The sequence below is a fragment of the Mesorhizobium sp. M0306 genome, from assembly GCF_040321655.1.
GTDB lineage: Bacteria > Pseudomonadota > Alphaproteobacteria > Rhizobiales > Rhizobiaceae > Mesorhizobium.
On sequence record NZ_JAMYRY010000001.1, the window covers coordinates 628,885 to 654,771 of the forward strand.

At 63.3% G+C, this 25,887-nt stretch carries 24 protein-coding genes; 12 read left to right on the top strand and 12 right to left on the bottom strand.

Features of this window, described 5'->3' with window-relative positions; all coding sequences use genetic code 11:
• Positions 1–14: 14 nt before the first annotated feature.
• Together NKI95_RS03180 and NKI95_RS03185 are read left to right on the top strand one after the other, a co-directional pair.
• Positions 15–944: an electron transfer flavoprotein subunit alpha/FixB family protein gene (locus NKI95_RS03180; RefSeq protein WP_352714155.1), complete on the top strand. Its 930-nt coding sequence runs from the start codon at positions 15–17 to the stop codon at positions 942–944.
• Between the two features lie 114 nt (positions 945–1,058).
• A complete protein-coding gene (locus NKI95_RS03185) occupies positions 1,059–1,937 on the top strand; it encodes a 3-hydroxybutyryl-CoA dehydrogenase (RefSeq protein WP_023721073.1) in 879 nt (292 codons plus the stop codon).
• 9 nt (positions 1,938–1,946) lie between these two features.
• Here NKI95_RS03185 and NKI95_RS03190 read toward each other — a convergent pair whose 3' ends face one another.
• Positions 1,947–2,585: an NrsF family protein gene (locus tag NKI95_RS03190; protein ID WP_352714157.1), complete on the bottom strand. Its 639-nt coding sequence runs from the start codon at positions 2,583–2,585 to the stop codon at positions 1,947–1,949.
• 1 nt (position 2,586) lies between these two features.
• On the bottom strand, positions 2,587–3,129 hold the full coding sequence (locus tag NKI95_RS03195) for a sigma-70 family RNA polymerase sigma factor (RefSeq protein WP_352467572.1): 543 nt from the start codon (positions 3,127–3,129) through the stop codon (positions 2,587–2,589).
• A 201-nt stretch (positions 3,130–3,330) separates the two neighbouring features.
• Here NKI95_RS03195 and NKI95_RS03200 point away from each other — a divergent pair, with 201 nt between their 5' ends.
• From NKI95_RS03200 to NKI95_RS03210, 3 genes are all read left to right on the top strand, one after another.
• Entirely contained in the window at positions 3,331–4,338 is a 1,008-nt protein-coding gene (locus NKI95_RS03200; protein ID WP_352714159.1) for an iron ABC transporter substrate-binding protein, read from the top strand.
• A 166-nt stretch (positions 4,339–4,504) separates the two neighbouring features.
• Positions 4,505–6,088, top strand: coding sequence for an ABC transporter permease (locus NKI95_RS03205; RefSeq protein WP_352714161.1), 1,584 nt, complete (start codon positions 4,505–4,507; stop codon positions 6,086–6,088).
• Positions 6,085–7,167 carry an ABC transporter ATP-binding protein gene (locus tag NKI95_RS03210; RefSeq protein ID WP_352714163.1) on the top strand — a complete coding sequence of 361 codons (1,083 nt, stop codon included), beginning with the start codon at positions 6,085–6,087 and terminating at the stop codon, positions 7,165–7,167. Before NKI95_RS03205 ends, NKI95_RS03210 begins: the two co-directional genes overlap by 4 nt.
• A 47-nt stretch (positions 7,168–7,214) precedes the next feature.
• Here the strand turns inward: NKI95_RS03210 and ugpC are convergent, their stop codons facing one another.
• From ugpC to ugpB, 4 genes are all read right to left on the bottom strand, one after another.
• Entirely contained in the window at positions 7,215–8,282 is a 1,068-nt protein-coding gene (ugpC, locus tag NKI95_RS03215) for a sn-glycerol-3-phosphate ABC transporter ATP-binding protein UgpC (RefSeq protein ID WP_352714165.1), read from the bottom strand.
• A gap of 7 nt (positions 8,283–8,289) precedes the next feature.
• Positions 8,290–9,138, bottom strand: coding sequence for a sn-glycerol-3-phosphate ABC transporter permease UgpE (ugpE, locus tag NKI95_RS03220; protein WP_352714166.1), 849 nt, complete (start codon positions 9,136–9,138; stop codon positions 8,290–8,292).
• 8 nt (positions 9,139–9,146) lie between these two features.
• Positions 9,147–10,031 (bottom strand): sn-glycerol-3-phosphate ABC transporter permease UgpA, encoded by an 885-nt coding sequence (gene ugpA, locus NKI95_RS03225; RefSeq protein WP_352714578.1) that lies wholly within the window; start codon positions 10,029–10,031, stop codon positions 9,147–9,149.
• An 81-nt stretch (positions 10,032–10,112) separates the two neighbouring features.
• Complete coding sequence (ugpB, locus tag NKI95_RS03230; RefSeq protein WP_352467566.1) at positions 10,113–11,423, bottom strand: sn-glycerol-3-phosphate ABC transporter substrate-binding protein UgpB; 1,311 nt, start codon at positions 11,421–11,423, stop codon at positions 10,113–10,115.
• 297 nt (positions 11,424–11,720) lie between these two features.
• Here ugpB and NKI95_RS03235 point away from each other — a divergent pair, with 297 nt between their 5' ends.
• Positions 11,721–14,153 (top strand): EAL domain-containing protein, encoded by a 2,433-nt coding sequence (locus NKI95_RS03235; RefSeq protein WP_352714168.1) that lies wholly within the window; start codon positions 11,721–11,723, stop codon positions 14,151–14,153.
• Positions 14,154–14,155: 2 nt separating this feature from the next.
• Here NKI95_RS03235 and tlpA read toward each other — a convergent pair whose 3' ends face one another.
• A complete protein-coding gene (tlpA, locus tag NKI95_RS03240; RefSeq protein WP_352714170.1) occupies positions 14,156–14,839 on the bottom strand; it encodes a thiol:disulfide interchange protein TlpA in 684 nt (227 codons plus the stop codon).
• Between the two features lie 35 nt (positions 14,840–14,874).
• Between tlpA and argH the strand changes: the two genes are divergently transcribed.
• From argH to lysA, 3 genes are all read left to right on the top strand, one after another.
• Positions 14,875–16,275, top strand: coding sequence for an argininosuccinate lyase (argH, locus tag NKI95_RS03245; RefSeq protein ID WP_352714172.1), 1,401 nt, complete (start codon positions 14,875–14,877; stop codon positions 16,273–16,275).
• A gap of 71 nt (positions 16,276–16,346) precedes the next feature.
• Positions 16,347–16,553, top strand: a complete 207-nt coding sequence (locus NKI95_RS03250; protein WP_023677931.1) for a hypothetical protein — start codon at positions 16,347–16,349, stop codon at positions 16,551–16,553.
• Positions 16,554–16,569: 16 nt separating this feature from the next.
• Complete coding sequence (lysA, locus tag NKI95_RS03255; RefSeq protein ID WP_352714174.1) at positions 16,570–17,838, top strand: diaminopimelate decarboxylase; 1,269 nt, start codon at positions 16,570–16,572, stop codon at positions 17,836–17,838.
• Between the two features lie 10 nt (positions 17,839–17,848).
• On the opposite strand, the gene NKI95_RS03260 is transcribed toward lysA, so the two are convergent.
• Entirely contained in the window at positions 17,849–18,151 is a 303-nt protein-coding gene (locus NKI95_RS03260) for an ArsR/SmtB family transcription factor (protein ID WP_352714176.1), read from the bottom strand.
• 63 nt (positions 18,152–18,214) lie between these two features.
• Here NKI95_RS03260 and NKI95_RS03265 point away from each other — a divergent pair, with 63 nt between their 5' ends.
• The gene (locus NKI95_RS03265; RefSeq protein ID WP_352714177.1) at positions 18,215–19,156 is read left to right on the top strand and encodes a threonine/serine dehydratase; all 942 of its coding nucleotides are present in this window, start codon (positions 18,215–18,217) and stop codon (positions 19,154–19,156) included.
• Between the two features lie 213 nt (positions 19,157–19,369).
• Positions 19,370–21,985, top strand: a complete 2,616-nt coding sequence (locus NKI95_RS03270; RefSeq protein WP_352714178.1) for a TIGR02302 family protein — start codon at positions 19,370–19,372, stop codon at positions 21,983–21,985.
• A gap of 72 nt (positions 21,986–22,057) precedes the next feature.
• Here the strand turns inward: NKI95_RS03270 and NKI95_RS03275 are convergent, their stop codons facing one another.
• The gene (locus tag NKI95_RS03275; RefSeq protein ID WP_352714180.1) at positions 22,058–22,915 is read right to left on the bottom strand and encodes a LysR substrate-binding domain-containing protein; all 858 of its coding nucleotides are present in this window, start codon (positions 22,913–22,915) and stop codon (positions 22,058–22,060) included.
• 223 nt (positions 22,916–23,138) lie between these two features.
• Here NKI95_RS03275 and NKI95_RS03280 point away from each other — a divergent pair, with 223 nt between their 5' ends.
• Positions 23,139–24,089, top strand: coding sequence for a DMT family transporter (locus NKI95_RS03280; RefSeq protein ID WP_352714182.1), 951 nt, complete (start codon positions 23,139–23,141; stop codon positions 24,087–24,089).
• Between the two features lie 19 nt (positions 24,090–24,108).
• On the opposite strand, the gene NKI95_RS03285 is transcribed toward NKI95_RS03280, so the two are convergent.
• From NKI95_RS03285 to NKI95_RS03295, 3 genes are all read right to left on the bottom strand, one after another.
• Positions 24,109–24,480, bottom strand: a complete 372-nt coding sequence (locus NKI95_RS03285; RefSeq protein ID WP_352467556.1) for a response regulator — start codon at positions 24,478–24,480, stop codon at positions 24,109–24,111.
• A gap of 297 nt (positions 24,481–24,777) precedes the next feature.
• Positions 24,778–25,320 carry a hypoxanthine phosphoribosyltransferase gene (gene hpt, locus NKI95_RS03290; RefSeq protein ID WP_254816654.1) on the bottom strand — a complete coding sequence of 181 codons (543 nt, stop codon included), beginning with the start codon at positions 25,318–25,320 and terminating at the stop codon, positions 24,778–24,780.
• Positions 25,321–25,504: 184 nt separating this feature from the next.
• Positions 25,505–25,795: a hypothetical protein gene (locus NKI95_RS03295; protein ID WP_352714184.1), complete on the bottom strand. Its 291-nt coding sequence runs from the start codon at positions 25,793–25,795 to the stop codon at positions 25,505–25,507.
• Positions 25,796–25,887: the final 92 nt, after the last annotated feature.

Here is a 25,887-nt window from a genome sequence, read left to right on the forward strand (position 1 = left end):
GGAAGGGATAAAAAATGACAATTCTGCTGATTGCCGAACACGACAACGCGGCGCTTTCCGACCAGACTGCCAAGGCGCTTTCGGCGGCGCTGCAGATCGGTTCGGACGTGCATGTGCTGGTTGCCGGCAAAGGTGCCAAGCCGGCAGCGGACGCCGCCGCCAAGCTCAAGGGCGTGAGCAAGGTGTTGCTCGCCGAAGCCGACGAACTGACCGAGCGTCTCGCCGAACCGCTGGCGGCACTCGTCGTTTCGCTAGCCGAGCCATACGAGACGATCATCGCGCCGGCGACCTCGTCGGGCAAGAACGTCGCGCCCCGCGTGGCGGCGCTGCTCGATGTCGCCCAGATATCGGAAATCATCGAAGTCGTGTCGCCCGACACCTTCAAGCGGCCGATCTATGCCGGCAACGCCATACAGACGGTGCAGTCGAGTGACGCCAAGAAGGTCATCACAGTGCGCACCGCTTCCTTCCAGGCAGCACCCGAGGGCGGTTCCGCGCCGGTCGAGACGGTCCAGGCGGCGGCCAATCCCGGCCTGTCGAGCTTTGTCGAGAACAAGCTCTCCGAGACCGACCGTCCAGAGCTGACCTCGGCCAGGATCATCATCTCGGGCGGCCGTGCGCTGGGCTCCTCGGAGAAGTTCCAGGAGGTCATTCTGCCGATCGCCGACAAGCTCGGTGCGGCGGTTGGCGCATCTCGCGCCGCCGTCGATGCCGGCTATGCGCCGAACGACTGGCAGGTCGGCCAGACCGGCAAGGTGGTAGCGCCCGACCTTTATATTGCCGTCGGCATCTCCGGTGCCATCCAGCACCTTGCCGGCATGAAGGATTCGAAGGTGATCGTTGCCATCAACAAGGACGAGGAAGCGCCGATCTTCCAGGTCGCCGACTACGGCCTTGTCGGTGACCTCTTCGTCATTCTGCCGGAACTGCAAAAGGCGCTTTGACGCCTTCTGCCAAAGCGTATTAAATTCTGAGGGGTGGGGTAGACGAAGTCGCCCCGCCCTTTTAGTTTGCACTGCACAAAAAACGGGCCGCAAAGGCCTCGATGGGATCGGGTAATGAGTAAGATCGAGACGATCGGCATCATCGGCGCGGGCCAGATGGGTGGCGGCATCGCCCACGTGTCGGCGTTGGCGGGCTATAAGGTGCTGGTTTACGATATTTCGCCCGACCGCATCGAAAAGGGCATCGCTACCGTCAGCGGCAACATGGCCCGTCAGGTCGGCTCCGGCAAACTCGAGGAAAAGCTGCGCAATGAGGCGATGGCGCGCATTTCGGCGGCACCGGCCATGGCCGACCTTGCGGGCGCCGACCTGGTGATCGAAGCTGCGACAGAGGACGAGACGGTCAAGCGCAAGATCTATGCCCAGCTCTGCCCGCAGCTCAACCCCGAGGCTATCCTGGCGACGAACACGTCATCGATCTCAATCACGCGGCTGGCTTCGCAGACCGACCGCCCTGAACGCTTCATCGGCATACATTTCATGAATCCGGTTCCGGTGATGAAGCTGGTCGAACTGGTGCGCGGCATCGCCACCGAGGACCAGACTTTCGAGGCGGCAAAAACCTATGTGAAGCAGCTCGATAAGACGATCACCGTCTCGGAGGATTTCCCGGCGTTCATCGTCAACCGCATCCTGCTGCCGATGATCAACGAAGCGATCTACACGCTCTATGAAGGTGTCGGCTCGGTCGATGCCATTGATACCGCCATGAAGCTCGGCGCCAACCATCCGATGGGGCCGCTGCAGCTTGCCGATTTCATCGGGCTGGATACCTGCCTGTCGATCATGCAGGTGCTGCATGACGGCCTGTCGGATTCAAAATACCGCCCTTGCCCGCTGCTGGTCAAATATGTCGAGGCCGGTTGGCTCGGCCGCAAGACCGGGCGCGGCTTCTACGACTATCGCGGCGAGCATCCCGTTCCGACACGCTGATCGCTACCGCTACCAGCGCACGAAAAGCCGTCCGCCGAGCGCCCCCAACACGCCAAGGATGGCGATCGCGATCGTGTACCAGGTGCCGACGAAAAGCGGCGAATCGTCGAAGCAATGCGCCGCATAGAAGGTCGCCGACAGCCCGCCGGCAAGCAGGCCCGCCGCCGCACCGGCAAGCACCGGCCGTGTCGGCGCGCCATGACGCAGCACCGCGAGAAAGACGGCAAGCGGGCCGATGCCGATCAACGGAATGAAGGTCAGGCAGATGACCATGTTCGTCCCGACCAGGCGTGTGCCCCAGTCGGACGCAGGCACGACGAGGAGTTCGAGAATCACGGCCACAATCACCAGCAGCGGCGCGGCGATCATCCAGCTTGCCGCCCGGCCGGTCGATGCACCGGGCGTCGACAGCGCACGCACCAGGACAAAGGCGCTGGCGGCAAGAGCGATCGTGAAGACGAATTTGGACAGGAACCGCATCGTGTGCATGGCGATCGCAATGTCGGGGCGCGGGCCGATCGTCAGCCAGAAAACCGCGGCCGCGATCACGATGGCCGCGCCGGCGGCAAGCCACCAGGCGGCGCCCAGCGGCAGCGCCTTGCTGCGGGCATCGGCGTCGAGCGCCTTGACGAGATCTTCGGTCCTCATGTTATTCCCGCCCCGCCCTGAACCGTTTGGCAATGGCGGCAAGCCCGCGGTGCAGTGACACCCGCACAGCCGTCTCGCTGATGCCGAATTTGGCCGCGGTCTCACCGATTGACCGGCCTTCGACCGATACGGCCGAGACGACGGAACGCTGTGCCGGCGACAGGCTGTCGAGCGCCCGGTTGACGTCGCGCTCGCTCACCGTCTCCGATTCCGGCTCGGCAAAGGTCTCGGCGATTTCGTCGATCTCGACCTCGATCCGCCGGCCGCGCCGCCGGAACGCATCGATCAGCTTGAAGCGGGCTATTGCATAGACCCAAGGCAGCACCGGCGCATCACGGCGCCAGGTGTGTCGTTTCACATGAATGGCCAGCAAGGTTTCCTGCACGACATCCTCGGGATCCACCCCGCCCTGCACAATCTTGCGCCGGGCAAAGCCACGAACGAGCGCGGCGATCCGGTGCAGAAAGTCGGCATAGGCCCTTTCGTCTCCGGCGATCGCGGCCCGCAGCAGCCGTGAAAGCTCGGCTTCGTCCTTGCCGCTCACAAGAGTTCACTCCCGATATTCGCGTCTCGGCGCTGATTTGTTACGGGGCCGGCGAAATAATGTCCAAGGCAAATTAGCTGAGCATCACGAAAGTTTGCTCCTTTTGAGCGATTGAGCGGGCCAGCAATGTTGACTGCGCTAGTCATGTATTGATAGGTGCAGCGTGCCAAGCCAAAGACAATCGAAATCGAGGACGATGCCATGAAATATGCTCTTTCCGCCCTTGCCGGTGCGACAGCACTTGCAATCAGCCTGATCGCCGGCCCGGCAATAGCAGAGGACGAGGGCATCGTCGTCTACAACGCCCAGCACGAAAACCTGACCAAGGCCTGGGCCGAGGGATTCACCAAGGAAACCGGCATCAAGGTTACCGTCCGCAATGGCGGCGACAGCGATTTCTCCAATCAGATCGTTGCGGAAGGCACCGCTTCGCCCGCCGATGTATTCCTGACAGAGAATTCGCCGGCCATGGCATTAGTCGAGGCGGCCGGCCTGTTCGCACCGGTCGACGCCGAGACGCTGGCCCAGGTTCCGCAGGAGTACCAGCCGGCGAGCGGCAAATGGGTCGGCGTCGCCGCGCGCAGCACCGTCTTTGCCTACAACAAGACCAAGCTGACCGCCGACCAGCTGCCCAAATCGCTGCTCGATCTCGCCGATCCGAGCTGGAAGGGCCGTTGGGCCGCTTCGCCCTCCGGCGCCGATTTCCAGGCGATCGTCAGCGCGCTTTTGCAGCTCAAGGGTGAGGCAGCGACGGCCGAATGGCTGAAGGCGATGAAGGAGAATTTTACCGCCTATAAGGGCAACAGCACGGTGATGAAGGCGGTCAATGCCGGCGAGGTCGAAGGCGGCGTGATCTATCACTACTACTACTACGGCGATCAGGCCAAGACCGGCGAGAACAGCACGAATGTCGAGTTGCACTATTTCAAGCACCAGGACCCCGGCGCTTTCGTCTCGGTTTCCGGGGGTGGCGTGCTGGCCTCGAGCAAGCACCCGAAGGAAGCGCAGGCTTTCCTGAAATGGGTCACCGGCAAGGGCGGCCAGGACGTGCTGAAAACAGGCGATTCGTTCGAATACGCAGTCGGCAAGGGCGCCGAGTCCAATCCGAAGCTGGTGCCGCTGGCCGATCTGCAGGCGCCGAAAGTCGACGCGACGGCGCTGAACTCGAAAAAGGTGACCGACCTGATGACGGCGGCCGGCTTGCTTTAGCCGGCGTTCGTCCTAAAAGGGCAACCGACTGCGCTCCTGTGGGAATTCGCTTTCCGCGGGAGCGCTCTGCTTTCAAGATGGCATCTGTCCATGACCGCAAGCTGCTCGCCGCATTGGCCGACGATCGTTTCCGCCTCCGGGCGGAAACGGCACAACGTCTGATCTGATGCAGTCGGCGATCGATCTCGAACCTTCAGGCTTGCCGGCCGACACCACAGCCGTGCGGGCACGTCGTTGGTCGGTCTCATGGATTGCGTTGGCTGCCGTCTTTGTCTCGCTGTTTGCGCTGCTGCCGCTTGCCTTCATCGTCTGGGTGGCGATACAGACCGGCTGGGGAGCCGTGGCGGCGCTAGTGTTCAGGCCGCGCGTCGGCGAGCTTCTAGTCAACACCAGCCTGCTGGTGGTGCTGGCGGTACCGATCTCGATCGTGCTGTCGGTGGCGCTGGCCTGGCTGACCGAGCGCAGCGATCTGCCGGGTGCCCGCTTATGGGCCTGGCTGTCGGTGGCGCCGCTCGCCATTCCCGCCTTCGTCCACAGTTACGCCTGGATCACCATGGTGCCCAGACTGCACGGCCTGTGGGCCGGCGTGCTTGTGTCCGTCATCGCCTATTTCCCCTTCCTCTATCTGCCGGTGGCGGCAGCCTTGCGCCGACTCGATCCGGCTCTCGAGGATGCAGCGGCAGCGCTCGGGCTTGGCCCCTGGCGCGTGTTCAGGCGTGTCGTGCTGCCGCAGCTCCGGCTCGCCATTTGCGGCGGCTCCCTGCTGGTCGGCCTGCATCTCCTGGCCGAATACGGGCTCTATGTCTTCATCCGCTTCGACACCTTCACCACCGCGATCGTCGACCAGTTTCAGTCGACCTTCAACGGTCCCGCCGCCAACATGCTGGCCGGCGTGCTGGTGACCTGCTGCTTCGTGCTGCTCGGGCTGGAGGTGCTGGTGCGCGGCGAGGAGCGCTATGCCCGCGTCGGCTCGGGTGCTGCGCGCCACCAGCAGCGCACGAGCCTTGGGCGCGCCACCATTCCTTGCCTGCTGCTGCCCGCTGTTACCACGCTGCTGGCGCTCGGGGTGCCGTTCGTCACTATCGGTCGCTGGCTCATGGCCGGCGGCGCCGATGTCTGGCGGCTCGACGAGATCGGCCTGGCGCTTGGTCAGACACTGTTCCTGGCGATTGCCGGCGCGCTGCTCGCCACCGTCGCGGCAATACCGATGGCGTGGATTTCGATCCGCGCGCCGGGGCGGCTGCAACGCGTCCTGGAGGGCTGCAACTATATCGTCGGCGCGTTGCCCGGCGTTGTCATCGCCCTGGCGCTGGTCACCATCGCCGTGCGTATCGCCATGCCGCTCTACCAGACCCTGTTCACCATCCTGGTCGCCTATGCGCTGATGTTCCTGCCGCGCGCCCTGATTAGCCTCAGGGCGTCAATTGCACAGGCGCCGGTCGAGCTCGAACGCGCCGCCTCCAGCCTCGGCCGGTCGCCGCTCAAGGCGCTGTGGTCGACGACCATCCGCCTGTCGGCGCCGGGTGCCGCGGCCGGCATGGCATTGGTCGCGCTGGGCATCATGAACGAGTTGACCGCAACCCAGATGCTGGCGCCCAACGGCACCCGCACGCTGGCCATGGCGTTCTGGTCCTATAGCGGCGAGATCGACTATGCGTCGGCGGCGCCTTATGCCCTGATCATGGTGGCGATGTCGCTGCCTTTGACCTGGCTGCTCTACGTCCAGTCGAAGCGGATGGCCGGGCGATGAGCTTTCTCGAGCTGAGCGGCATCCACAAGCACTACGGGCCCGTCGCAGCACTTGCCGGCGTCGACCTCAGCGTGGCCAGCGGCAGCCGTACGGCAATCGTCGGGCCGTCCGGCTGCGGCAAGACCACCTTGCTGCGGCTGATCGCCGGCTTCGAGGCGCCGGACCAGGGCCGCATCGTGCTCGATGGCGAGGTGCTGGCCGATGGCGAAACGGCCGTGCCGGCGCATCGCCGCGGCATCGGGCTGGTGGCGCAGGACGGCGCTCTATTCCCGCATCTGAGCATCGCCGCCAATATCGGCTTCGGCATGGGACGTCACGAGGAAAAGCGCAGTGAGCGCATCGCCGAGCTCGCCTATGTCGTCGGGCTGGACAAAGGGATCCTGAAGCGCCGCCCGCACGAACTCTCCGGTGGCCAGCAGCAGCGCGTCGCGCTCGCCCGCGCCATGGCCATGAAGCCGCGGCTGATGCTGCTCGACGAGCCGTTCTCGGCGCTCGACACCGGCCTGCGCGCCTCGATGCGCAAGGCCGTGGCCGAGCTCCTTGAAACCGCCGGCATCACCACCATCCTGGTCACCCACGACCAGGCCGAGGCGCTGTCATTCGCCAGCCAGGTCGCGGTGATGCGCGACGGCAACTTCTCGCAGGTCGGCACGCCGCGCGAGCTCTATTTCAAGCCTAAGGACAGGATGGTCGCCGAGTTCCTTGGCGACGCCATCGTCCTGCCAGCAAGAATCGCCGATGGCTTCGCCATCTCGCCGCTCGGCCGCATCGCCGTCGACAGCTCGGAGCGGCGCGACGTTGCCCGCATCATGCTGCGGCCGGAGCAGGTGTTGCTGAAACGCACATCGCGTGAAGGCATGTCCGGCACGCCGGACATGCTGTTCGGCGAGGTGACGGAATCGGAGTTCGCCGGCTCGATGTGCACCATCGCGGTGCGTCTGTTGAACAGCCCCGATCCGCCCGACGCAGCCGCCATCGGCAACACGCCGTTGATCCTGCGCAAGCCGGGCATGGACGCGCCGGCGATCGGCGAGATCGTCCGGCTGACCGTGTCGGGCAAGGCGCATGTGTTTGCCTGAACGATTTTGCGCACGCATAGCACCACTCGGCACATGAAAGACCAGTCTCAATCGACTCGTTTGCCGGCCTGATCGAACCAATGCAGCTTTTCGGACCTGGCCACGACGCGCAATTGGTCGCCTGGCTTGGCGCTGGCGCGGCCTGAGACGCGCACCACAATGCGGCTGCCGGCTGCCACGCAATGGAGAAAGCTTTCGGCACCGACCGGTTCGACCGCTTCCACTGTCGCCGGCAGCGCGAGCGCGCCGGCCGGCGCCTCTGCCGCGAAGGTGATATCGGCGTCCTCCGGACGAAAGCCGAGTGTCACCGCCTTGCCCAGTCGAGGCGCCAAGCCAATCACCGTACCGTCCGCCAATACCGAGCTTGGGGAGGCCCCTGTGAGCGCCAGCAGATTCATCGGCGGTGCGCCTATGAACGAAGCGACGAAGGTCGAGGCCGGTTTCTCGTACACATCAAGCGGCGCGCCGGTCTGCTCGACCAGTCCAGCGTTCATGACGACGAGAATGTCGGCCAGCGTCATCGCCTCAAGCTGGTCGTGCGTGACATAAACCGAGGTGACGCCAAGCGAGCGCTGCAGATTCTTGATCTCGATGCGCATCTGCCCGCGCAATTTCGCATCGAGGTTGGACAGTGGTTCGTCGAACAGGAAGACCTTCGGGTTGCGCACGATGGCGCGACCCATGGCGACACGCTGGCGTTGACCGCCGGAAAGCTCGCGCGGGCGCCGGTCAAGCAGCGCCGAAAGCTCCAGTACCTTGGCAGTCGAGCGTACCCTGCTGTCGATCTCGTCCTTCGGCGTGCCGCGGTTGCGCAGTCCATAGGCCATGTTGTCATAGACCTTCATGTGCGGGTAGAGCGCGTAGTTCTGGAATACCATGGCGATGTCGCGTTCGGTCGGGCCAATGGCGTTGACCACCTTGCCGTCGATGGCGACTGTACCGGCCGAAATCGTCTCGAGCCCGGCGATCATCCTCAGCAGCGTAGACTTGCCGCAGCCGGAGGGGCCGACCAGCACGCAAAGCTCCTTGTCGGGAATGGCGATGGAAACGCCCTTCACGGCCTCGACGCCGCTGGGATAGATTTTCCTAACATCCTTCAGATCGACGGTCGCCATCGGCTTCTCACTTTTCGGATTCGACCAGACCGCGCACGAACCAGCGTTGCATCAGCACGACAACCAGGATCGGCGGCACGATGGCCAGCATTGCCGTGACCATCACCAGGTGCCATTGGGTGTCGGCATCGGCGAAGGAAACCATCTTTCTCAGCGCGATGACGATGGTGTTCATGTCGTTGCTGTTGGTGACGAGCAGCGGCCAAAGATACTGCGTCCAGCCATAGATGAAGAGGATCACGAACAGCGCGGCGATGTTTGTCCGCGACAGCGGCACCAGAATATCGAAAAAGAAGCGCCATGGCCCGGCACCGTCGACAAGCGCCGCCTCGACCAATTCGCCCGGTATGGTCATGAAGAACTGGCGAAACAGCAGCGTTGCGGTGGCCGAGGCGATCAGCGGAACGATCAGGCCGGCATAGGTGTCGATCATGCCGAGATCGACCATCACCTTGTAGGTCGGCAGGATGCGCACCTCGACTGGAAGCATCAAGGTGATGAAGATCAGCCAGAAGAAGGTCATGCGCAGCGGAAAGCGGAAGAACACGATCGCGTAGGCCGACAGGATCGAGATGAAGATCTTTCCGACCGCGACGCCGAGCGCCATGATCGTGGTGTTGAGGAGCAGCCTGCCGACGCTGACCCCGCCGATACGACCAATGCCGCCGAACAACGCCTCGCTGTAATTGTTCAATAGCTGGCCGCCGGGCAAGAGCGGCAGGGGCGGCCTGAGGATCGTTTGCAGCGTGTGTGTCGAGGCCACGAAGGTGTAGTAGATCGGAAAAGCCACGATCAATATGCCAAGGATGAGCACGGCATGGGCGATGAAGGTGCGGAGCGGGGACTGGCCGATCATCGCTGCCCTCAGCCGTAATGGACTTTGCGTTCCACATAGCGGAACTGGATCGCTGTGAGCGCGATGACGATGGCCATCAGGATGACCGACTGCGCCGCCGAGTCGCCCAGGATCAGATTGACGAAGCCGTCATTGTAGACCTTGTAGACCAGCGTCTCGGTCGTCTTGCCCGGCCCGCCGCCGGTGACGGCATGAACGATGCCGAACGTGTCGAACAGGGCATAGACGGTGTTGACGACCAGCAGGAAAAAGGTTGTCGGCGCAAGCAGCGGGAAGACGATGGTCCAGAAGCGCTTGGTTTCGCCGGCGCCGTCCATGGCCGCCGCTTCGATCAGCGTTTTCGGCACCGCCTGCAGGCCGGCGACGAAGAACAGGAAGTTGTAGCTGATCTGCTTCCAGGCAGCAGCCGACACCAGCAGGATCATGGCGTGGTTGCCGTTGAGCAGTGGGTCCCATGCGATGCCGAGGCTTCTCAGCAAATAGGCCAACGAGCCGATCGAGGGATTGAACAGGAAAAGCCAAAGCATGCCGGCAATCGCCGGCGCCACGGCGTAAGGCCATATCAACAGTGTGCGGTAGAGACCTTTGCCACGCACGGCCTTCTCGGCCATGACCGCGAGCAGCAGGGCCACAACCATGGCAACGATCGCGGTCGCAAGCGAGAACACCACCGTGACCTTGATCGAGTTGAGATAGGCCGGATCGGCTAGCACCTTCCGGAAATTGGCAAACCAGACGAACCTGCTCTTCAGCCCGAACGGGTCTTGCCTGAGCATCGACTGGTAAAGCGCCTGACCGGCCGGCCAGTAGAAGAAAACCAGGGTGATGGCGAGTTGTGGCGCCACCAGCAGGTAGGGCAGGATCTTGTTGGGAAAGACGATGCGTGGAGACAGGCTGATTTCCCTCGCTATCCAGGCATCGCCCACGCGCGCGCGCGTGGGCGATATTCCAACCGACTAACCGAGATGATCTCGTTAGTTGTCCAGGGCTTCCTTGATCGCGGCGTTGCCGCGCACCACCGCATTGTCGAGTGCTTGCTGGGCGGTTTGCTGGCCGGCCAGCATCTTCTCCAGCTCCTCGTTCTGGATATCGCGCACCTGCGGCAGATTCGGCAGGCGCACGCCCTTCGAGTTGTCGGTCGGCGACTTTCCGGTCATCTGCAGGATGGGTGTCTCGCGGCCGGGGTTCTTGTCATAGAAGCCTGATTTCTTGGTCGCCTCGTATGCGGCGAGCGTCACAGGCAGGTATCCCGACTTCTGGTGCAGATATTCCTGCACATCGGTCTTGGACAGATAGGCAAAGAAGGCGGCAACGCCCTTGTATTCCTCGTCCGACTTGTTGCCGAACACCCACAGGCTGGCACCGCCCGGCGTCGTGTTCTGCGGGGCACCCTTGGCGTCGCTGTCGTAGGGAAGCTGGCCGATGCCATAGTTCATGCCGGACTTGACGATATCGCCGAGGCCGCCCGACGATTCGGTGAAGATGCCGCATTCGCCGGCGAGGAATATCTGCTTGGCTTCGGAGGTGCGCCCGCCATATTTGAACGTGCCGTCCTTGGCCAGGTCAGCGAGCGCCTTGAAGTGGTTGACGAAAATCGGCGCATTGATCTTGAGTTCGACATCACCGCCAGCCAGGCCATTCTGCTGAGTGGCCCAAGGCACGTCGTTCCACGCCGCGAAATTCTCCAGATGGATCCAGGTCAGCCAGGTCGAGGTATAGCCGCAAGATGCGGCGCCGCTCGTCTTGATCTTCTTGGCAGCTTCCCACACCTCGTTCCAAGTCTTGGGCGGATTGTTCGCGTCGAGGCCTGCCTTCTGGAAGATGTCCTTGTTGTAGTAGAGGATCGGTGAGGAAGAGTTGTAGGGGAACGACAGCATGGTGCCGTCCGGCTTCGAATAATAGCCGACGATGCCGGGCAGATACTGGCTCTTGTCGAAGGTCATCCCGGCGCCGGTCATCACATCGGCCACCGGCTTGATCGCACCCTCGGCCGCCATCATCACGCCGGTGCCGACATCGAACACCTGGAGGATATCGGGCGCCTGGCCGGCGCGGAAAGCGGCGATGCCGGCATTCAGCGTCTCCGGATAGGTGCCCTTGAACACCGGAACGAGCTCATAGTCGCTCTGGCTGGCGTTGAAATCCTTGGAGATCTTGGCGACGACCTCGGCATTGGCGCCGGTCATGGCGTGCCACCAGCTGATCTGCGTGACGGCGAAGGCGGAGGTGGTGGAAAGCAGGGTCAAGGTGGCGGCGATACCGGCCGCGAAGCCGAAGAACTTCATGTTTCATCTCCCGTTTATCATTGGCGAAAGGGGCACTTCCGCAAAGCCAATATGTGGCGCTGATGACAATCGGACAACGGTTTTGTTGCGGATCAATGAACATCATTTCTTCCTAAAGTGCACTCGCTACCGAAAGCGGGGCACCAGAAACCACATCACCGCTTTTTCGGCGCAGCGGCGCCGTTTTTCCCCCGAAAAGGTCGGCCTCACCGCCCACGGGTTAACCATTCGTTAAAATCTCCAACTGCTAATCAGTCACACCTCCCCTGTTAGTTTTGGCAGACCGAGTGAACCAGGATGCTGACGGTCTATAATTGTATCGTAAATCAGCACGACCTGAGACTGGTTGCGCTCGCCGCACTCGTCTGTGGAATTTCTTGCTTCTCAGCGGTTAATCTCCTTAAACATGTCGGCCGATCGACCGAACGAAACCGGCTTGCCTGGCTGATGATCGCCGCGGCCTCGACCGGGTTCGGCATATGGGCGACGCATTTCATCGCCATGACCGCGTTTACGCCGGGAATACCGAACGCATACAATCCGGGATTATCCGCCTTTTCGCTTGCCGCCGCCGTCATCCTGACCGCGCTTGGGATGTGGGTCGCCACTTTGCGCCGCGGCGTCGACCATTTCCTCGTCGGCGGCGCCATTCTCGGTGGCGCCATCGCGACGATGCACTACATCGGCATGGCGGCTTTCGAGGTCGAAGGCCGGGTCGTATGGAACCTACTCCTTGTCGCGATATCGCTTCTGGCCGGCGTGACCCTTGCGGCACTGGCGCTCCTTGTCGTCTTGCGCCGCCCGTCAGCGCTCGCCACTCTCGGCGGCGCCGCGCTTTTGACGCTGGCGATTTGCAGCTTGCATTTCATCGCGATGGCCGCTGTGTCGATCATTCCGGATTCCTCGATTGAAATATCCGAACATTCCATCGAGCCCATTTCCCAGGCCTTTGCCGCGGCGGTCGCCAGCCTGGTAATCCTTGTGCTATCGGGTGCCGCGCTGTGGATCGACCTGCGCTTTCGCCGCCAGAAGCTCGAGGCCGATCGCATGCACGATCTCGCCAATGCCGCGGTGGAAGGTCTGATCGTTTGCGATGGCACCCGCATCGTCAGCGCCAATGACAGTATGGCGAAGCTGACCGGAACAGCGACAGCCACCCTCAACACGATGCAACTCGGTGAGCTTTTCGACGGACAGAGCGCAGCCGATATGTCCGGCTTCGGCGAACAGGCGCAGGAAGCGAAATTAAGGGGCAGCGACGGCGCGAGAATTCCTGTCGAGCTGATCACCAGGAAGATCACCTACTGCGGCAGGCCTCATACGGTGCTTGCCGTTCGCGACATCCGTGAGCGCAAGAAGGCGGAAGAAGAGATCCTCCGCCTCGCGTATTTCGATCCACTTACCGGGCTTGCCAACCGGCGGAGCTTCTCTTCCCGGCTGGAAGCAGAATTCGCCTCGATGGATCGTGGCGGCAAGGATGGATATCTGGCGCTCCTGCTGCTCGACCTCGACCGGTTCAAGCAGGTCAACGACCTCTACGGCCACGGTGCCGGCGACGCCATGCTGCAGAAGCTGGCGCACTGCATTGCCGGCATCCCGCGCCAAGGCCAGTTGCTCGCGCGTCTCGGCGGCGACGAATTTGCCATCATAGCTCCGAACCTCCCCGACCCCCTGGCCGCAGGTCGGATAGCCGAGGACTTGCTGGCGGTGATCCGGGAGGAAAACAGGGTTTCGGTCGGCTCCGGCCTCGTCTCGGCCAGCATCGGCATCGCCTTCTTTCCCCTGGATGCCGAAGACCAGGCCGGCCTGATCAGCCATGCCGACACGGCACTCCATCGCGCCAAAACCGAAGGCAGGGACACCTACCGGTTTTTCGAGATAGCCATGGGCACCGCGGCCCGCGACAAGCGCGTGATGGAGCATGAATTGCGCCAGGCGATCGCCCGCAAGGAGTTCCACCTCGTCTATCAGCCGCAGAAGGAGATCCGCGGCGGCAGGATGATCGGCTTCGAAGCCCTGGTCCGTTGGCAGCACCCTGAGAGGGGTGACATTTCTCCGGCCGTTTTCATCCCCGTGGCCGAGGACAGTGGCGCAATCGCGCAGATCGGCGACTGGGTGCTGACGACGGCTTGTAACGATGCTGTTCGCTGGACAAACCCGCTGATGGTCGCCGTCAACGTCTCCGCCGTGCAGCTTCACAATCCGAACTTCAGCCGCAAGGTGCACGACGCACTGTCGAGATCCGGCCTGGCACCCGGCAGGCTCGAACTGGAGATCACCGAAACGGCCCTGGTGAAGGACATGCCGCGCGCGCTGGCAACCTTGAGGCAGGTCAAGGCGCTTGGCGTGCATGTGGCGATGGACGATTTTGGCACTGGCTATTCTTCGCTGTCCAACCTCAGCGCCTTTCCCTTCGACAAGATCAAGATCGACGGGTCGTTCATCAAATCGGTCGACAGGAACGCCCAGTTCGCGGCGATCGTTCGCGCCGTGCTGGGGCTTGGACGCGGTCTCGGCCTACCGGTCCTTGCGGAGGGCATCGAGACGCCGGGTGAATTGCAGTTCCTGGACGCCGAGGCTTGCGAGATCGGGCAAGGCTATTACCTCGGCAAACCGGCTCCGATCGAGCCATTCGGCGAACTGACGGGCGTGGCCGCTCCGGCAATCCGCACCGCCAGCCGACGCGGCGCAAGCATTGCCGTGCTCAAGCCGCGCCTGCGCACGGTCTGATCCTATCCTGGCTGGAGCGCCGCCTCGACCAGACGCTTGGCATCCGGCCCCGACCATTCGGCTGGGCCGTTCATATGGGCGATCAGGCAGCCTTGCCCGTCGATCAGCATGGTGACGGGCAGACCGAGCGCCAGGCCGCGCGTCTTGACGTCGTTGAACAGCGCCATGGTGGCATCGCGATAGTAGCCGAGCGACTTGACGCCGGTGTCCTCCAGGAACTTCTTCGGCTTGGCATCGTCACCGGCATCGACGTTGACGGCAACAACCTGAAACGCATCGCTGCCCATCTCCTTCTGCAGCGCATCGAGCGCCGGCATTTCGGCGCGGCAAGGTGCGCACCATGTCGCCCACAGATTGAGCAGCACCGTCTTGCCGGCATGATCGGCGATCGTCGTCGGCTTGCCGTAGGGGCCGTTGAAGGCAAGGCTTTTCAGCGATTGCGGCGGATCCGCCGGCAAAAGCGCGGCAACCTGGCCGGTAGCAGCGGCGGCGATCTTCTTGGCACGGTCGGTCTTGGCGGCGCAGGCTACGTCGTCCTTGCCGCCGCCGGCGGCCACTTGCGCGGGCGCCTTGTTGCCAGAACTGCTTTCCCTGACATATACCGCGACCGCGCCGGCCAGCACGCCCGCAACCAAAGCGGCGAGGATGAGACGCAAAGCCGGGAAAAATCTATTGCCGTCTGCCATTTTTGAAAAACTGCTCCGGAGCACGGGTTATAGCGATGAACGACAAGAAGGCCAGCAACCAGATGTGGGGCGGACGTTTTGCCTCGGGTCCGGCGGCAATCATGGAAGCGATCAACGCGTCGATCTCGTTCGACCGCAAACTCTATGCGCAAGATATTCGCGGCTCGATCGCCCATAGCCAGATGCTGGCGCAAACGGGCATTGTTTCGGCGGCCGATCAAGAGAAAATCGCTCACGGGCTGAACACGATCCTGGCAGAGATCGAGGCCGGCACATTCGAGTTCTCGACCAGGCTGGAAGACATCCACATGAATGTCGAGGCCCGCCTCGCCGATTTGATCGGCCCCGCCGCCGGCCGCCTGCACACCGCCCGCTCGCGCAACGACCAGGTGGCGGTCGACCTCAGGCTGTGGGTCAAGGACGAGTGCTTTCGCGTCGCCGAGGCGCTGAAGGGCCTGATTACGGCGTTCCTGGACCGGGCCGAGGAGCATGCGGCAACGGTCATGCCTGGCTTCACCCACATGCAGGCGGCGCAGCCGGTGACCTTCGGCCATCACTGCATGGCCTATGTCGAGATGTTTGCGCGCGACTTGTCTCGCGTCCGCGACGCGATCGAGCGGATGGATGAAAGCCCGCTCGGCGCTGCCGCCCTTGCCGGCACCAGCTTTCCCATCGACAGGCACCAGACGGCGAAGGCGCTTGGCTTCCGCGAGCCGATGCGCAATTCGCTCGACAGTGTTTCGGACCGCGATTTCGCGCTCGAGTTCCTGGGCGTAGCAGCGATCTGCGCGACGCATCTGTCGCGGCTGGCCGAAGAGATCATCATCTGGTCGACGCCGCAATTCGGCTTCGTCAGGCTGTCGGATAGTTTCTCGACGGGTTCGTCGATCATGCCGCAGAAGAAGAACCCCGACGCTGCCGAACTGGTGCGCGGCAAGACCGGCCGCGTCACCGGCCATCTGGTCGGGTTGCTGACGGTAATGAAGGGCATGCCGCTGACCTATGGCAAGGACATGCAGGAAGATAAGGAATCCGTCTTCGACGCGGCAGAGACGCTCGACTTGATGCTGGCGGCAATGACCGGCATGGTGCGCGACATGACGGTGAACACTGCCGCGATGAAGAAGGCGGCCGGCGCCGGCTATTCGACTGCGACCGACCTCGCCGACTGGCTGGTGCGCACGCTCGGCCTGCCGTTCCGCGAGGCGCACCATATCACTGGTCGGGCGGTGGCGCTGGCCGAGGACAGGAAGATCGGGCTCGACAGGCTTTCGCTGGAGGATCTGCAGTCCATTCACCCCGGTATCAGCGCCGACGTGTTTTCGGTTCTCGCCGTGCAGAATTCTGTAAAGAGCCGCACGAGCTTCGGCGGCACCGCGCCGGCCGAGGTGCGCAAGCAGATCCGCTACTGGAAAAAGGGGCTCGCCAAGGCGTAAGACGCGGGGTGCAATGGCCGCAAAACTCGGCTAGAAGCGGCTGCGGGCAACAGTTTCGGACGGATGGCACGATGACCGGAAGCAGGATTTTGGTGACGCTGACGCTGCTGGCGGCAATGGCGACCGTTGCGGCTTGCGGCAGGAAGGCTGCGCTCGATACGCCGTACGCGGCAGCCGTGCAGGCCCGCAAGGACGCTGAGAAGGCCAAGCAACCTCTGCCGCCGGAGCCGGAAAAACCTGTCGAGGACAAGAAATTCATCCTCGACCCGCTGCTCTGATTTTCGGACCAATCTCGTGAACCATTTCGACTACCGCGACGGCGCGCTGCATGCCGAGGACGTGGCGATATCAGACATCGCCGCCAGCGTCGGCACGCCGTTCTACTGTTATTCGACGGCGACGCTGACCAGGCATTTTCGCGTCTTCACAGAGGCCTTTGCCGGGCTCGACGCTCTCGTCTGCTATGCCATGAAAGCGAATTCCAACCAAGCCGTGCTGAAGGTGCTGGCAAGGCTCGGCGCCGGCGCCGACGTGGTCTCGGAGGGCGAATTGCGCCGCGCTTTGGCGGCCGGCATCCCGGCAAGCAAGATCCTGTTTTCGGGCGTCGGCAAGACCGCGCGCGAAATGGATTTTGCGCTCTCGGCCGGCATTCTCTGTTTCAACGTCGAATCCGAACCGGAGCTGGAGCTGCTGTCGGCCCGCGCCACCGCGCTGGGCAAGATCGCGCCGATCTCGCTGCGCATCAATCCGGATGTCGACGCCAGGACGCACAAGAAGATTTCGACTGGGAAGGCCGAGAACAAGTTCGGCATTCCCTGGCAGCAGGCACGAAAGGTTTATGCCCGCGCGGCTGAGCTGCCGGGCATCAAGGTCACCGGCATAGACACCCATATCGGCAGCCAGATCACCGAATTGCAGCCCTTTGACGACGCCTTCGCGCTGCTGGTGGAGCTGGTCGGCGCCTTGCGCTCCGACGGTCATGCCATCGAGCATATCGATGTCGGCGGCGGCCTTGGCATTCCCTACCGCGTCGACAACAACCCGCCGCCTTTGCCCGATGCCTATGCCCGGATCGTCAGAAAGCATGTCGCCGAGCTCGGGCTGAAAGTGATGTTCGAGCCAGGCCGGCTGATCGTCGGCAATGCCGGCATCCTGGTCGCGGAGGTGATCTTCGTGAAGAAGGGCGACGCCAAGAACTTCCTCGTCGTCGACGCGGCGATGAACGATCTGATCCGGCCGACGCTTTACGACGCTTTCCACGACATCAGGCCGGTGGCGCAGCAGCCGGCCGCATCACCACGCATGAAGGTCGACGTCGTCGGCCCGGTTTGCGAGACTGGCGACTATCTCGGGCTAGACCGTGACCTGCCCCGGCTGAAATCCGGCGACCTGATCGCTGTCGCCACCGCCGGTGCCTATGGCGCCGTCCAGGCCGGCACCTACAACACCAGGCCGCTGGTCCCGGAAGTGCTGGTCGATGGCGACCGCTTCCACGTTGTACGCCCGCGCCAGACCTATGACGAATTGATCGGGCTGGATTCGGTGCCGGACTGGTTGAAGTAGAACTCTGCAGCTACAGCCGGTGCTGAATGAGCGCCCTGGTTTCGGCGATCCTGTCTTCGTTCCGGCGATAGAATATCCACTGCTTGATGCGCTTGCTACGCAAAAGCCCTGCCTGGGTGAGCACGCGCATATGCTCGCTGAGCGTCGCCTGGGTGATCCCCAGCTTTTCCGCGATCAGCAGCGCGCAGACCCCGTCCTCGATCAGATCGCCGTCCGCCTGCGGCGGAAAATGCGCGCGCGGGTCCTTGAGCCAATCGAGGATCTGCAGCCTGCGCTCGTTGGCGATCGCTTTGAAGACATCGACCTCTTGCATTTAGGTACTTTGCCAAGTTACTAAGTAATGTCAACTCTGAACGTCAACTTTGGGGAGTGAAGCATGCTGCACGGCCACACGATCACCCGCGAGCGCATCGCTGCAATGGAGCCGCGCATCCGGCCCTTCGTGCGCCACACGCCGGTGCTGCGCGTCGACATGGCCGATTTCGGCCGCCCGCCTCTGCCTGTCGACCTGAAGCTTGAGTGCTTGCAGCATTCCGGCTCGTTCAAGGCGCGTGGTGCGTTCACCAATCTCCTCGAACGGCCGGTTCCTGCGGCCGGCGTCGTCGCCGCATCGGGCGGCAACCACGGTGCCGCTGTCGCCTATGCCGCCATGCGGCTCGGCCACAAGGCGACCATCTTTGTTCCCGAAGTGAGCCCGCCTGCCAAGCTGGACCGCATCCGCGGTTACGGCGCCGAGCTGATCGTCGGCGGCGCCCGTTATGCGGAGGCACTGGCCGCCAGCGAGAGCTTCGCCGAAAAATCCGGCGCGCTGCAGATCCACGCCTTCAACCAGGAGGAGACGCTGGTCGGGCAAGGCACGCTCGGCCTCGAAATCGAGGCCGACCTGCCGAAGCTCGACACCCTGCTGGTCGCTGTCGGCGGCGGCGGACTGATCGGCGGCATCGCCGCCTGGTTTTCCGGCCGCATCAGGATCATCGCGGTCGAGCCTGAGGGTGCGCCGACGCTTCATCGCGCCTTCGCGGCGGGCCGACCCGTCGACGCGCCGGCTGAGGGCATCGCCGCCGATTCGCTCGCGCCAAAGCGTGTCGGCGAAATGATGTTTCCTATCGCCGAGGCGTTCGTCGAGCGCTCGATCCTGGTCGGCGACGACGACATTATCGCCGCCCAGGCGGCGCTGTGGGACCGCGTGCGAATCATCTCCGAGCCGGGCGGTGCGGCCGCCTTCGCGGCGCTCCTGTCCGGCCGCTACGCACCGGCTGCAGGCGAGCGCGTTGCCGTACTGGTCTGCGGCGCAAACGCCAATCCGGCGAAATTCTGACAATATCCGGGGCATTATTGTTCACGTTTTGGGGAACCGCCTCGCCTTCGCCGTGTTTGTTGGTATCCTTAGACCGATGTGCATCCGCTTGGACGCACGAAGTACGCGCTAAGATTTTAGGTCTTCGCATCGTGCTTCCCGAAAATCGACTTTTCGGGCCCATGCGATAGACTCGTGAGGCCCGGGCTATCCCGCCCGGCCCAGGAAGGGCCGATGACGCAACGACCCATCTTCACCAGCGATCGCAGTCTGGCCAGGCGCCTTGCCTTGAGCCGGCTGGGGACGCAGGTCTCGATAATCGTCGAACGCGGCTGGCCATTGCTGCTGCCACTGATCATCGTCGCCAGCCTGTTCCTCAGCATCTCGTGGCTCGGCCTGTTCCCATTCTTGCCCGATCTGGCTCGGATCGGTCTCATCACCGCATTCGGTGTCGCAGCGCTTGCCGCACTCTACCCGCTGCGTTTCTTCCGCACGCCATCCAGTGCCGAGGTCGACCGCCGCATCGAGGCGGCCAACCGATTGCTGCACAGCCCGGTGCAGGTCCAGACCGATCGCCCGAGCGGCAAGGAAAGCATTTTTTCGCAAGCCCTGTGGCGCGAGCATCAGAGGCGCATGGCGGACCGGCTGGGCGAGCTTGGCGGCGACGTGCCGCGCACACGCGTGCCGGAACGCGACCCGTGGGCGCTGCGCGCCGTTGCCGCGCTTTTGTTGGTCACTGCTTTTGCCTTCTCCTTCGGGCCGTCGGGCGGCAGGCTGAGCGACGGTTTTGTTGCCCGTGCCGCGCGTGACGTCGTGCCGCCGCGCATTGATGCCTGGGTGACGCCGCCGGCCTATACCGGCAGGCCGCCGGTATTCCTCAACGCCCCGGTCCTTGCCAACAACGCCAATCAAGCGGCGCCGACCTTCACCGTTCCGGAGGGCAGCGATGTGTCACTGCGCGTCACCGGCGGTTCGGGCGAGGAAACGCTGAGCTACGCCGACACCGGCGGCAACAGCCGCGCCATCGATCCGACAGGGCCGCAATCCAGCAAGCCGGAGGCAAATACGGCAACGCCTTCAACCGTGCGCCAGTTCAGCGGCAAGTTGACGGCCGACGGCATGCTGACGCTGCAGTCCGGCGACGGCGAGCTCGGCCGCTGGGCCTTCGCCATAATTCCCGACAAGCCGCCGCAGATCCGCTTTGTCGGCGAGCCGAAGCGCGCCGTCAACGGCGCCTTCGAACTCAACTACCAGATCGACGACGACTATGGCGCGGCCTCCGCCAAGGCGGTTTTCGCATTGGCCGATCCGCAGGCGCCCAACGCGCATCCGCTCTATGGCCCGCCGGAAATGCCGCTGACGTTGCCGCGCCGCGGCGGCAAGGCCAATGCAGCCAAGACGACGAAGGACCTGACCGACCATGCCTGGGCCGGTGGCAACGTCAAGCTGTCGCTTGTCGCCACCGACGGTGCCGGACACACGGCGACCAGCGAAACCAAGACGCTGGTGATGCCGGAGCGGCCATTCTCCAATCCATTGGCGCGGGCTGTGGTCGAGCAGCGCCGCATACTGGCGCTCGACGCCTATGCCAAGGACCGCGTGCTCGACCTGATGGATGCGATCACGCTTAGGCCCGAAGACACGTTCGACAACATGGCGCACTACCTCGCCATCATGAGCGCCCGCACCCGGCTGAAGATGGCCGACAGCGACGACCAGTTGCGCGACGAGGTCGCGTACCTTTGGGAGATCGCGCTCGGCATCGAGGAAGGCAATCTGTCGGCGGCCGAGAAGCGGCTGCGCCAGGCGCAGCAGGCGCTGCAGGATGCGATCAAGAACGGCGCCAGCGACCAAGAGATCGAGAAGGCGATGAAGGAACTGCGCGAGGCGATGAACCAGTTCCTGCAGGAATTCGCGGCGCGGGCGCAGCAGAATCCGAATGCGCCACAGATGCAGCAGAACGGCCAGGAACTGCGCCAGAGCGATATCGACCGCATGATGGACCAGATCGAGAACCTGGCGAAATCCGGCAATCGCGACCAGGCGCAGCAATTGCTGTCGGAGCTGCAGGACATGATGAACAATCTGCAGGCAGGCCGCCAGCAGCAAGGCGGCCAGCAGGACAGCGAGATGCGCCAGCAGATGGACAAGCTGGGCGAAATCATGCGGCGCCAGCAGGAGATGATGAACGACACTTTCCGCATGGACCAGATGCAGCGCGGCCAGCAACAGCGCGGACAGAACCGCGACGAGCAGCTCGGCGAGAACGGTGAGCCAGGCCCGATGGACGAAGAGGGCAAGCCAGGCCCGGGTGACGACCGCGATCCGCTCGGCCGGCCGAAGCCGATGACGCCGCAGGAATTTGCTGATGCGCTGAAGCAATTGCAGGAAGGCCAGGGCAAGCTGCAGAGCGAGCTCGATCAATTGAGGAAGAGCCTCGAAGGCATGGGCCTCGACCCCAACGAAGGGTTTGGCGAGGCCGGCAAATCCATGGGCAATGCCGAACAGGCGCTCGGCGAGGGCGAAGGCGACCAGGCCGTCGGTCACCAGGGCCGCGCGTTGGAAGCCTTGCGCAGGGGCGCCAAAGACATGATGAAGCAATTGCAGGCGATGCAAGGCGACCAGGGCGGCAACGGGCAGGGCGGGCGCCAGCAGAATGCCGACCGTGACCCGCTCGGGCGGCCCCGCACCAGCGAGGGTCCCGATGACGGAAGTTCGGTGAGAGTGCCTGACGAGATCGACGTGCAGCGTGCCCGCCAGATCCTCGAAGCGATCCGCAAGCGGCTCGGCAACGCGCTCAGCCCCGATATCGAGCGCAGCTATCTGGAGCGGTTGCTGGAGCTGAAGTAAGGCTGCCCCCAATATTCGGAAGATCGCCGTGCGGTCCGTGGTGGCCGCCACCGCCGGACTGAGCGGCACGTTTTAGCGGTTGGTGAACGCCTCGCGGATCGCCTCTTCCATACCGTCGATGGCCTCGCCGGAAGCGTTCGGATTGCGCCGCAGCACTACGTTCGAGGAATCGATGTCGCCGAACCCGTCGGCGGCTGTAAGCTCGCGGCAGCCGGCCGGGATGTTGCTGCGCGAGATCGGCGCAATCGCCAGTCCGGAGGTAACGGCGAGCCGCAGGCCGCCATTGGTATCGCTGGTGTAGGCGACACGATAGGTGAGACCGCGCTGTTCCAACGACTTTATAGCGAAATCCTTGCACCAGCCGGCACGGTTGTAGAGCGCGATCGGCACCGGCCGCTCCTCATGCATGTGATGCAGTTCCGACGTCACCCATACGGTCGGATCATGCATCAGCACCTCACCGCCTGACAGATCCTGCCATTCGAACACCACCGCCAGATCGAGCTCGCCGGCGGCGAGCGACGCGATCTGCGCACCGGAATGCGCGTAGCGGACAGTGATGTCGACCTGAGGATGGCGCTTGGCAAAGGCGCCGAGCGCGCGCGACAGGATCGCGTGGCCATATTCCTCCGGGATACCGATGCGCACCGGCCCGCCAAGCGGCGCCACGACCATCGATGCCGCCGTCTCGTCGAGCAGCGAAACGATGCGCCTGGCGTTGGCGATGAGTTCGCCGCCGCGCCGCGTCAGCGCCACACCGCGCGAGCCGCGCTCGAACAGGCTGTCGCCGACCATGCCTTCGAGCCTCTTCATCTGCATCGAGACCGCCGACTGGGTGCGGCCGGCCCGCTCCGCCGCCTTGGTGAAATTGCCGGTGTCGGCGACCGCCACGAAGGTGCGCAACAGGTCGCTGTCGAGATTGGGTTTCATGTGCCCGCCATAAGAAAATCTGATAGCTGGCATCATTCCAATTCGTTTGCAACATGTCAAACGGCGGACGATAGTTGCCTCACCCATTGGATATGCGGCCGCGAAATCGGCCGCGGACCAAGCAAAAGTCCTCACTCGTACCCGCTGCCCGAAACGGTGGCGGGTTCTTTTTACCCGGATGCAGGCCTGCTTTCGGCCGCGCAAGCGGGAGACAGGAGCGCCTATGCAGAATCGGCTTGTGCTCGGCATCCTCAGCCTCTGTCTCGGCGTGCTGGTCTTTTCGCTGCAGGATCCGCTGGTCAAGGCGGTGTCGAGCCACTATCCCGTCACCGAGGTGATGGCGATCCGCTCGATAGTCGCCCTGCCGATCCTGGTTTTCCTCGTCCACGCCGATGTCGGATTGCAGGCGATCCTGTCGAAGCGGTTCGGCATGCTTACGATGCGCGCCTTCATCCAGTTCACCTCCTATACGGCCTACTATCTGGCAATCGCCGCCCTGCCGCTGGCTGACGCGGTGGCGCTCTATTTCATGGCGCCGCTGTTCATCATGGCGCTGGCCGGCCCCTATCTCGGCGAACGCGTGTCCTGGCAGGCGCTCGCCACCGTCCTGGTCGGCATGCTCGGCGTGCTGGTGATGGTGCGCCCGGGCGCCGGCTTGTTCGACTGGGCGGCGCTGCTGTCGCTAGGCTCGGCTCTGCTCTACGGTTTCTCGCAGCTGATGGCACGCAAGATCGGCGACACCGAATCCTCGACCGTCATGGCGTTTTATCAGAACGGCGCCTATCTGGCCGGTGCTGCCTTGGTGGCGGCATTGTTTTGGCTGGCAGGCATTGACCATGCTGTGCATCCGAGCCTCGAATTCCTCGTCCGGCCATGGGTCTGGCCGACGACGCCGGATCTGCTCAAGATGGGAGCATGCGGCTTCGTTGCCTCGGCCGGCATGATCCTGTTGTCGCAGGCCTACCGGCTGGCGCCTGCCAACAGCGTCGCCACCTTCGAATACACCGGTATCATCTGGTCGCCGCTATGGGGTTTTCTGTTCTTTGCCGAAGTGCCGCGACCAGCGACGGCGACCGGCGCAGCCCTCATCATCGGCGCCGGCCTGTTTGCGCTCAATGCCAGCCGGCGCCGGAGCGGCGCGCCAGCCATTGCGGCGACCTGCGACCTTGCCTGAAGGCGGTCGGCCTTGGGCTTTAGGCGAAGCAGGCGAGCGCCTGTTCGACGCGGGCGCGGATTTCAGCCAGCGTGAACGGCTTTTGCACGACGTCCAGAATGATGCCGTTCAATTCCTCGGCGCGCTCGCGCTGGTCGGCATAGCCGGTCATCAGCATGATCTTCATCGCCGGGAACAGCGCCGCTGCCGCCTTGGCCATCTCGATGCCGTCCATTTCCGGCATGCGGATGTCGGACAGCACAAGGTCGTAGCTCCCTTGCGCCGCCCGGATCAGAGAAAGGCCATGTGCGCCGTCGGCGGCAACAGTGACATTATGCCCGGCGCGTTCGAGCGCACGAGCGGCGAGAGTGCGGACGGATTCATCGTCCTCGACGATCAGGAGCTTTGCCATGGGCAGAATATTTGGCGGGGAAAAGTTGATGTTTCCTGAAGGCGCTGAGGCTCGATGAGGCCTTTCAGAATTCGCTCCGGCGAGTCAGATGGCGTGGTTTTCGAGAACCGGAGCGGAGCGGCCGTTCGAGTCCGAGAGCTTCGCGCACGATCCCGAATTCGGTTTCGATTTCGGAAAGGATCATGCGCAAAATCAAAAGTGCTACAGCGTCCTTTGCGCGTCCAAAGGACGCGCGGCGCTGTAGGAAGCGCAGAAAACTGCGTCAGGTGGCGGCCGGAGTAGAATTATCAAAAGGCCTCAAGCGTCGCCCTTGACGATGCCGACGAAGGGCAATTCGCGAAACGCGTGGGCGACGTCCATGCCATAACCGACGACGAAATAATCGGGGCAGTCGAAGCCGACATAGTCGGCGTTGAGCGTGGTCTGGCGGCGCATGCGCTTGTCGAGCAGCACGGCGATGGCACAGCTCCTCGCGCCGCGCGACAGCATGAGGTCGCGAGTGAAGCTCAGCGTCTTGCCGGATTCCAGAATGTCGTCGATGAGAAGCACGTCGCGACCGGCGACCTCGTTGTCGATGTCGCGCAGCACCCTCACCTCACCGCTGGTCGTGCCGGCGCCATAGCTGGAGATGAAGATGAACTCGACCTCGGGCGACAGGCCGACATCGTGCATGGCACGGATAAGATCGGCGGCGAAGATGAACGATCCCTTCAGCACCGAGATTACCAGAAGGTCGTGGTAGTCGTGCCCGGCGATCTCCTTGGCAAGTTCCAGGTTCCGCCGCGCGATGGCGGACGCCGAAAACAGGACTTCGATGTCCTTGCCGCGCACAACTGGCATTGGCTGCCTTTCCAGAAATGATCGCCTTTGTAGGCGAAGCCGACCGAAACGGTCTTCAACCCGTTTCTAGGCCTGTCGTGCCATCTGGCAAGGCCAATCTTTCGCAGGGCGCCCGCGAACGGTCGGATGTCCCAGCGCGTCGCGAATCGCTTATCTGGTGACCTGTTGATTTTCTGGCGCCGCTCTAACGAACCAGTGCATGGCCGCCCGAAATCCAGAAGGCGGCAAAGGCGGCACCGACGCCGAAAATCCAGAAGATCGGCCCACCATGCACCCACAACGGCCGTTCGACGGCGGTTTCGGCCTTGCGCAACATGTCCATGCCTTCGATCGAAGGCGTAGAAATCATGCGCGCAGGCGGTGGCGCAAAGTCTGGACGTGTAAAATGGCGGGGCAGCACCTCATAGTCGGCATCGATGACGTCGACGGTCACATCATGCATGATGCGTTCCGGCTCGGCGGCCGGATCGGTCATGATTTCGCCGGAAACCGGGCGCGCGGTTCGATCCTCAGCCATCATGGCCCAACACTACGGCACCTGTCCGCTGTTCGTTTCTTTTGGGTAAA

Bases quoted from the DNA above. Each gene is read 5' to 3' on its own strand.
- NKI95_RS03180 (WP_352714155.1), top strand. From the start codon at position 15: ATGACAATTCTGCTGATTGCCGAACACGACAACGCGGCGCTTTCCGAC.
- NKI95_RS03185 (WP_023721073.1), top strand. From the start codon at position 1,059: ATGAGTAAGATCGAGACGATCGGCATCATCGGCGCGGGCCAGATGGGT.
- NKI95_RS03190 (WP_352714157.1), bottom strand. From the start codon at position 2,585: ATGAGGACCGAAGATCTCGTCAAGGCGCTCGACGCCGATGCCCGCAGC.
- NKI95_RS03200 (WP_352714159.1), top strand. From the start codon at position 3,331: ATGAAATATGCTCTTTCCGCCCTTGCCGGTGCGACAGCACTTGCAATC.
- NKI95_RS03205 (WP_352714161.1), top strand. From the start codon at position 4,505: ATGCAGTCGGCGATCGATCTCGAACCTTCAGGCTTGCCGGCCGACACC.
- NKI95_RS03210 (WP_352714163.1), top strand. From the start codon at position 6,085: ATGAGCTTTCTCGAGCTGAGCGGCATCCACAAGCACTACGGGCCCGTC.
- ugpC (WP_352714165.1), bottom strand. From the start codon at position 8,282: ATGGCGACCGTCGATCTGAAGGATGTTAGGAAAATCTATCCCAGCGGC.
- ugpE (WP_352714166.1), bottom strand. From the start codon at position 9,138: ATGATCGGCCAGTCCCCGCTCCGCACCTTCATCGCCCATGCCGTGCTC.
- ugpB (WP_352467566.1), bottom strand. From the start codon at position 11,423: ATGAAGTTCTTCGGCTTCGCGGCCGGTATCGCCGCCACCTTGACCCTG.
- NKI95_RS03235 (WP_352714168.1), top strand. From the start codon at position 11,721: ATGCTGACGGTCTATAATTGTATCGTAAATCAGCACGACCTGAGACTG.
- tlpA (WP_352714170.1), bottom strand. From the start codon at position 14,839: ATGGCAGACGGCAATAGATTTTTCCCGGCTTTGCGTCTCATCCTCGCC.
- argH (WP_352714172.1), top strand. From the start codon at position 14,875: ATGAACGACAAGAAGGCCAGCAACCAGATGTGGGGCGGACGTTTTGCC.
- NKI95_RS03250 (WP_023677931.1), top strand. From the start codon at position 16,347: ATGACCGGAAGCAGGATTTTGGTGACGCTGACGCTGCTGGCGGCAATG.
- NKI95_RS03260 (WP_352714176.1), bottom strand. From the start codon at position 18,151: ATGCAAGAGGTCGATGTCTTCAAAGCGATCGCCAACGAGCGCAGGCTG.
- NKI95_RS03265 (WP_352714177.1), top strand. From the start codon at position 18,215: ATGCTGCACGGCCACACGATCACCCGCGAGCGCATCGCTGCAATGGAG.
- NKI95_RS03270 (WP_352714178.1), top strand. From the start codon at position 19,370: ATGACGCAACGACCCATCTTCACCAGCGATCGCAGTCTGGCCAGGCGC.
- NKI95_RS03275 (WP_352714180.1), bottom strand. From the start codon at position 22,915: ATGAAACCCAATCTCGACAGCGACCTGTTGCGCACCTTCGTGGCGGTC.
- NKI95_RS03280 (WP_352714182.1), top strand. From the start codon at position 23,139: ATGCAGAATCGGCTTGTGCTCGGCATCCTCAGCCTCTGTCTCGGCGTG.
- NKI95_RS03285 (WP_352467556.1), bottom strand. From the start codon at position 24,480: ATGGCAAAGCTCCTGATCGTCGAGGACGATGAATCCGTCCGCACTCTC.
- hpt (WP_254816654.1), bottom strand. From the start codon at position 25,320: ATGCCAGTTGTGCGCGGCAAGGACATCGAAGTCCTGTTTTCGGCGTCC.
- NKI95_RS03295 (WP_352714184.1), bottom strand. From the start codon at position 25,795: ATGACCGATCCGGCCGCCGAGCCGGAACGCATCATGCATGATGTGACC.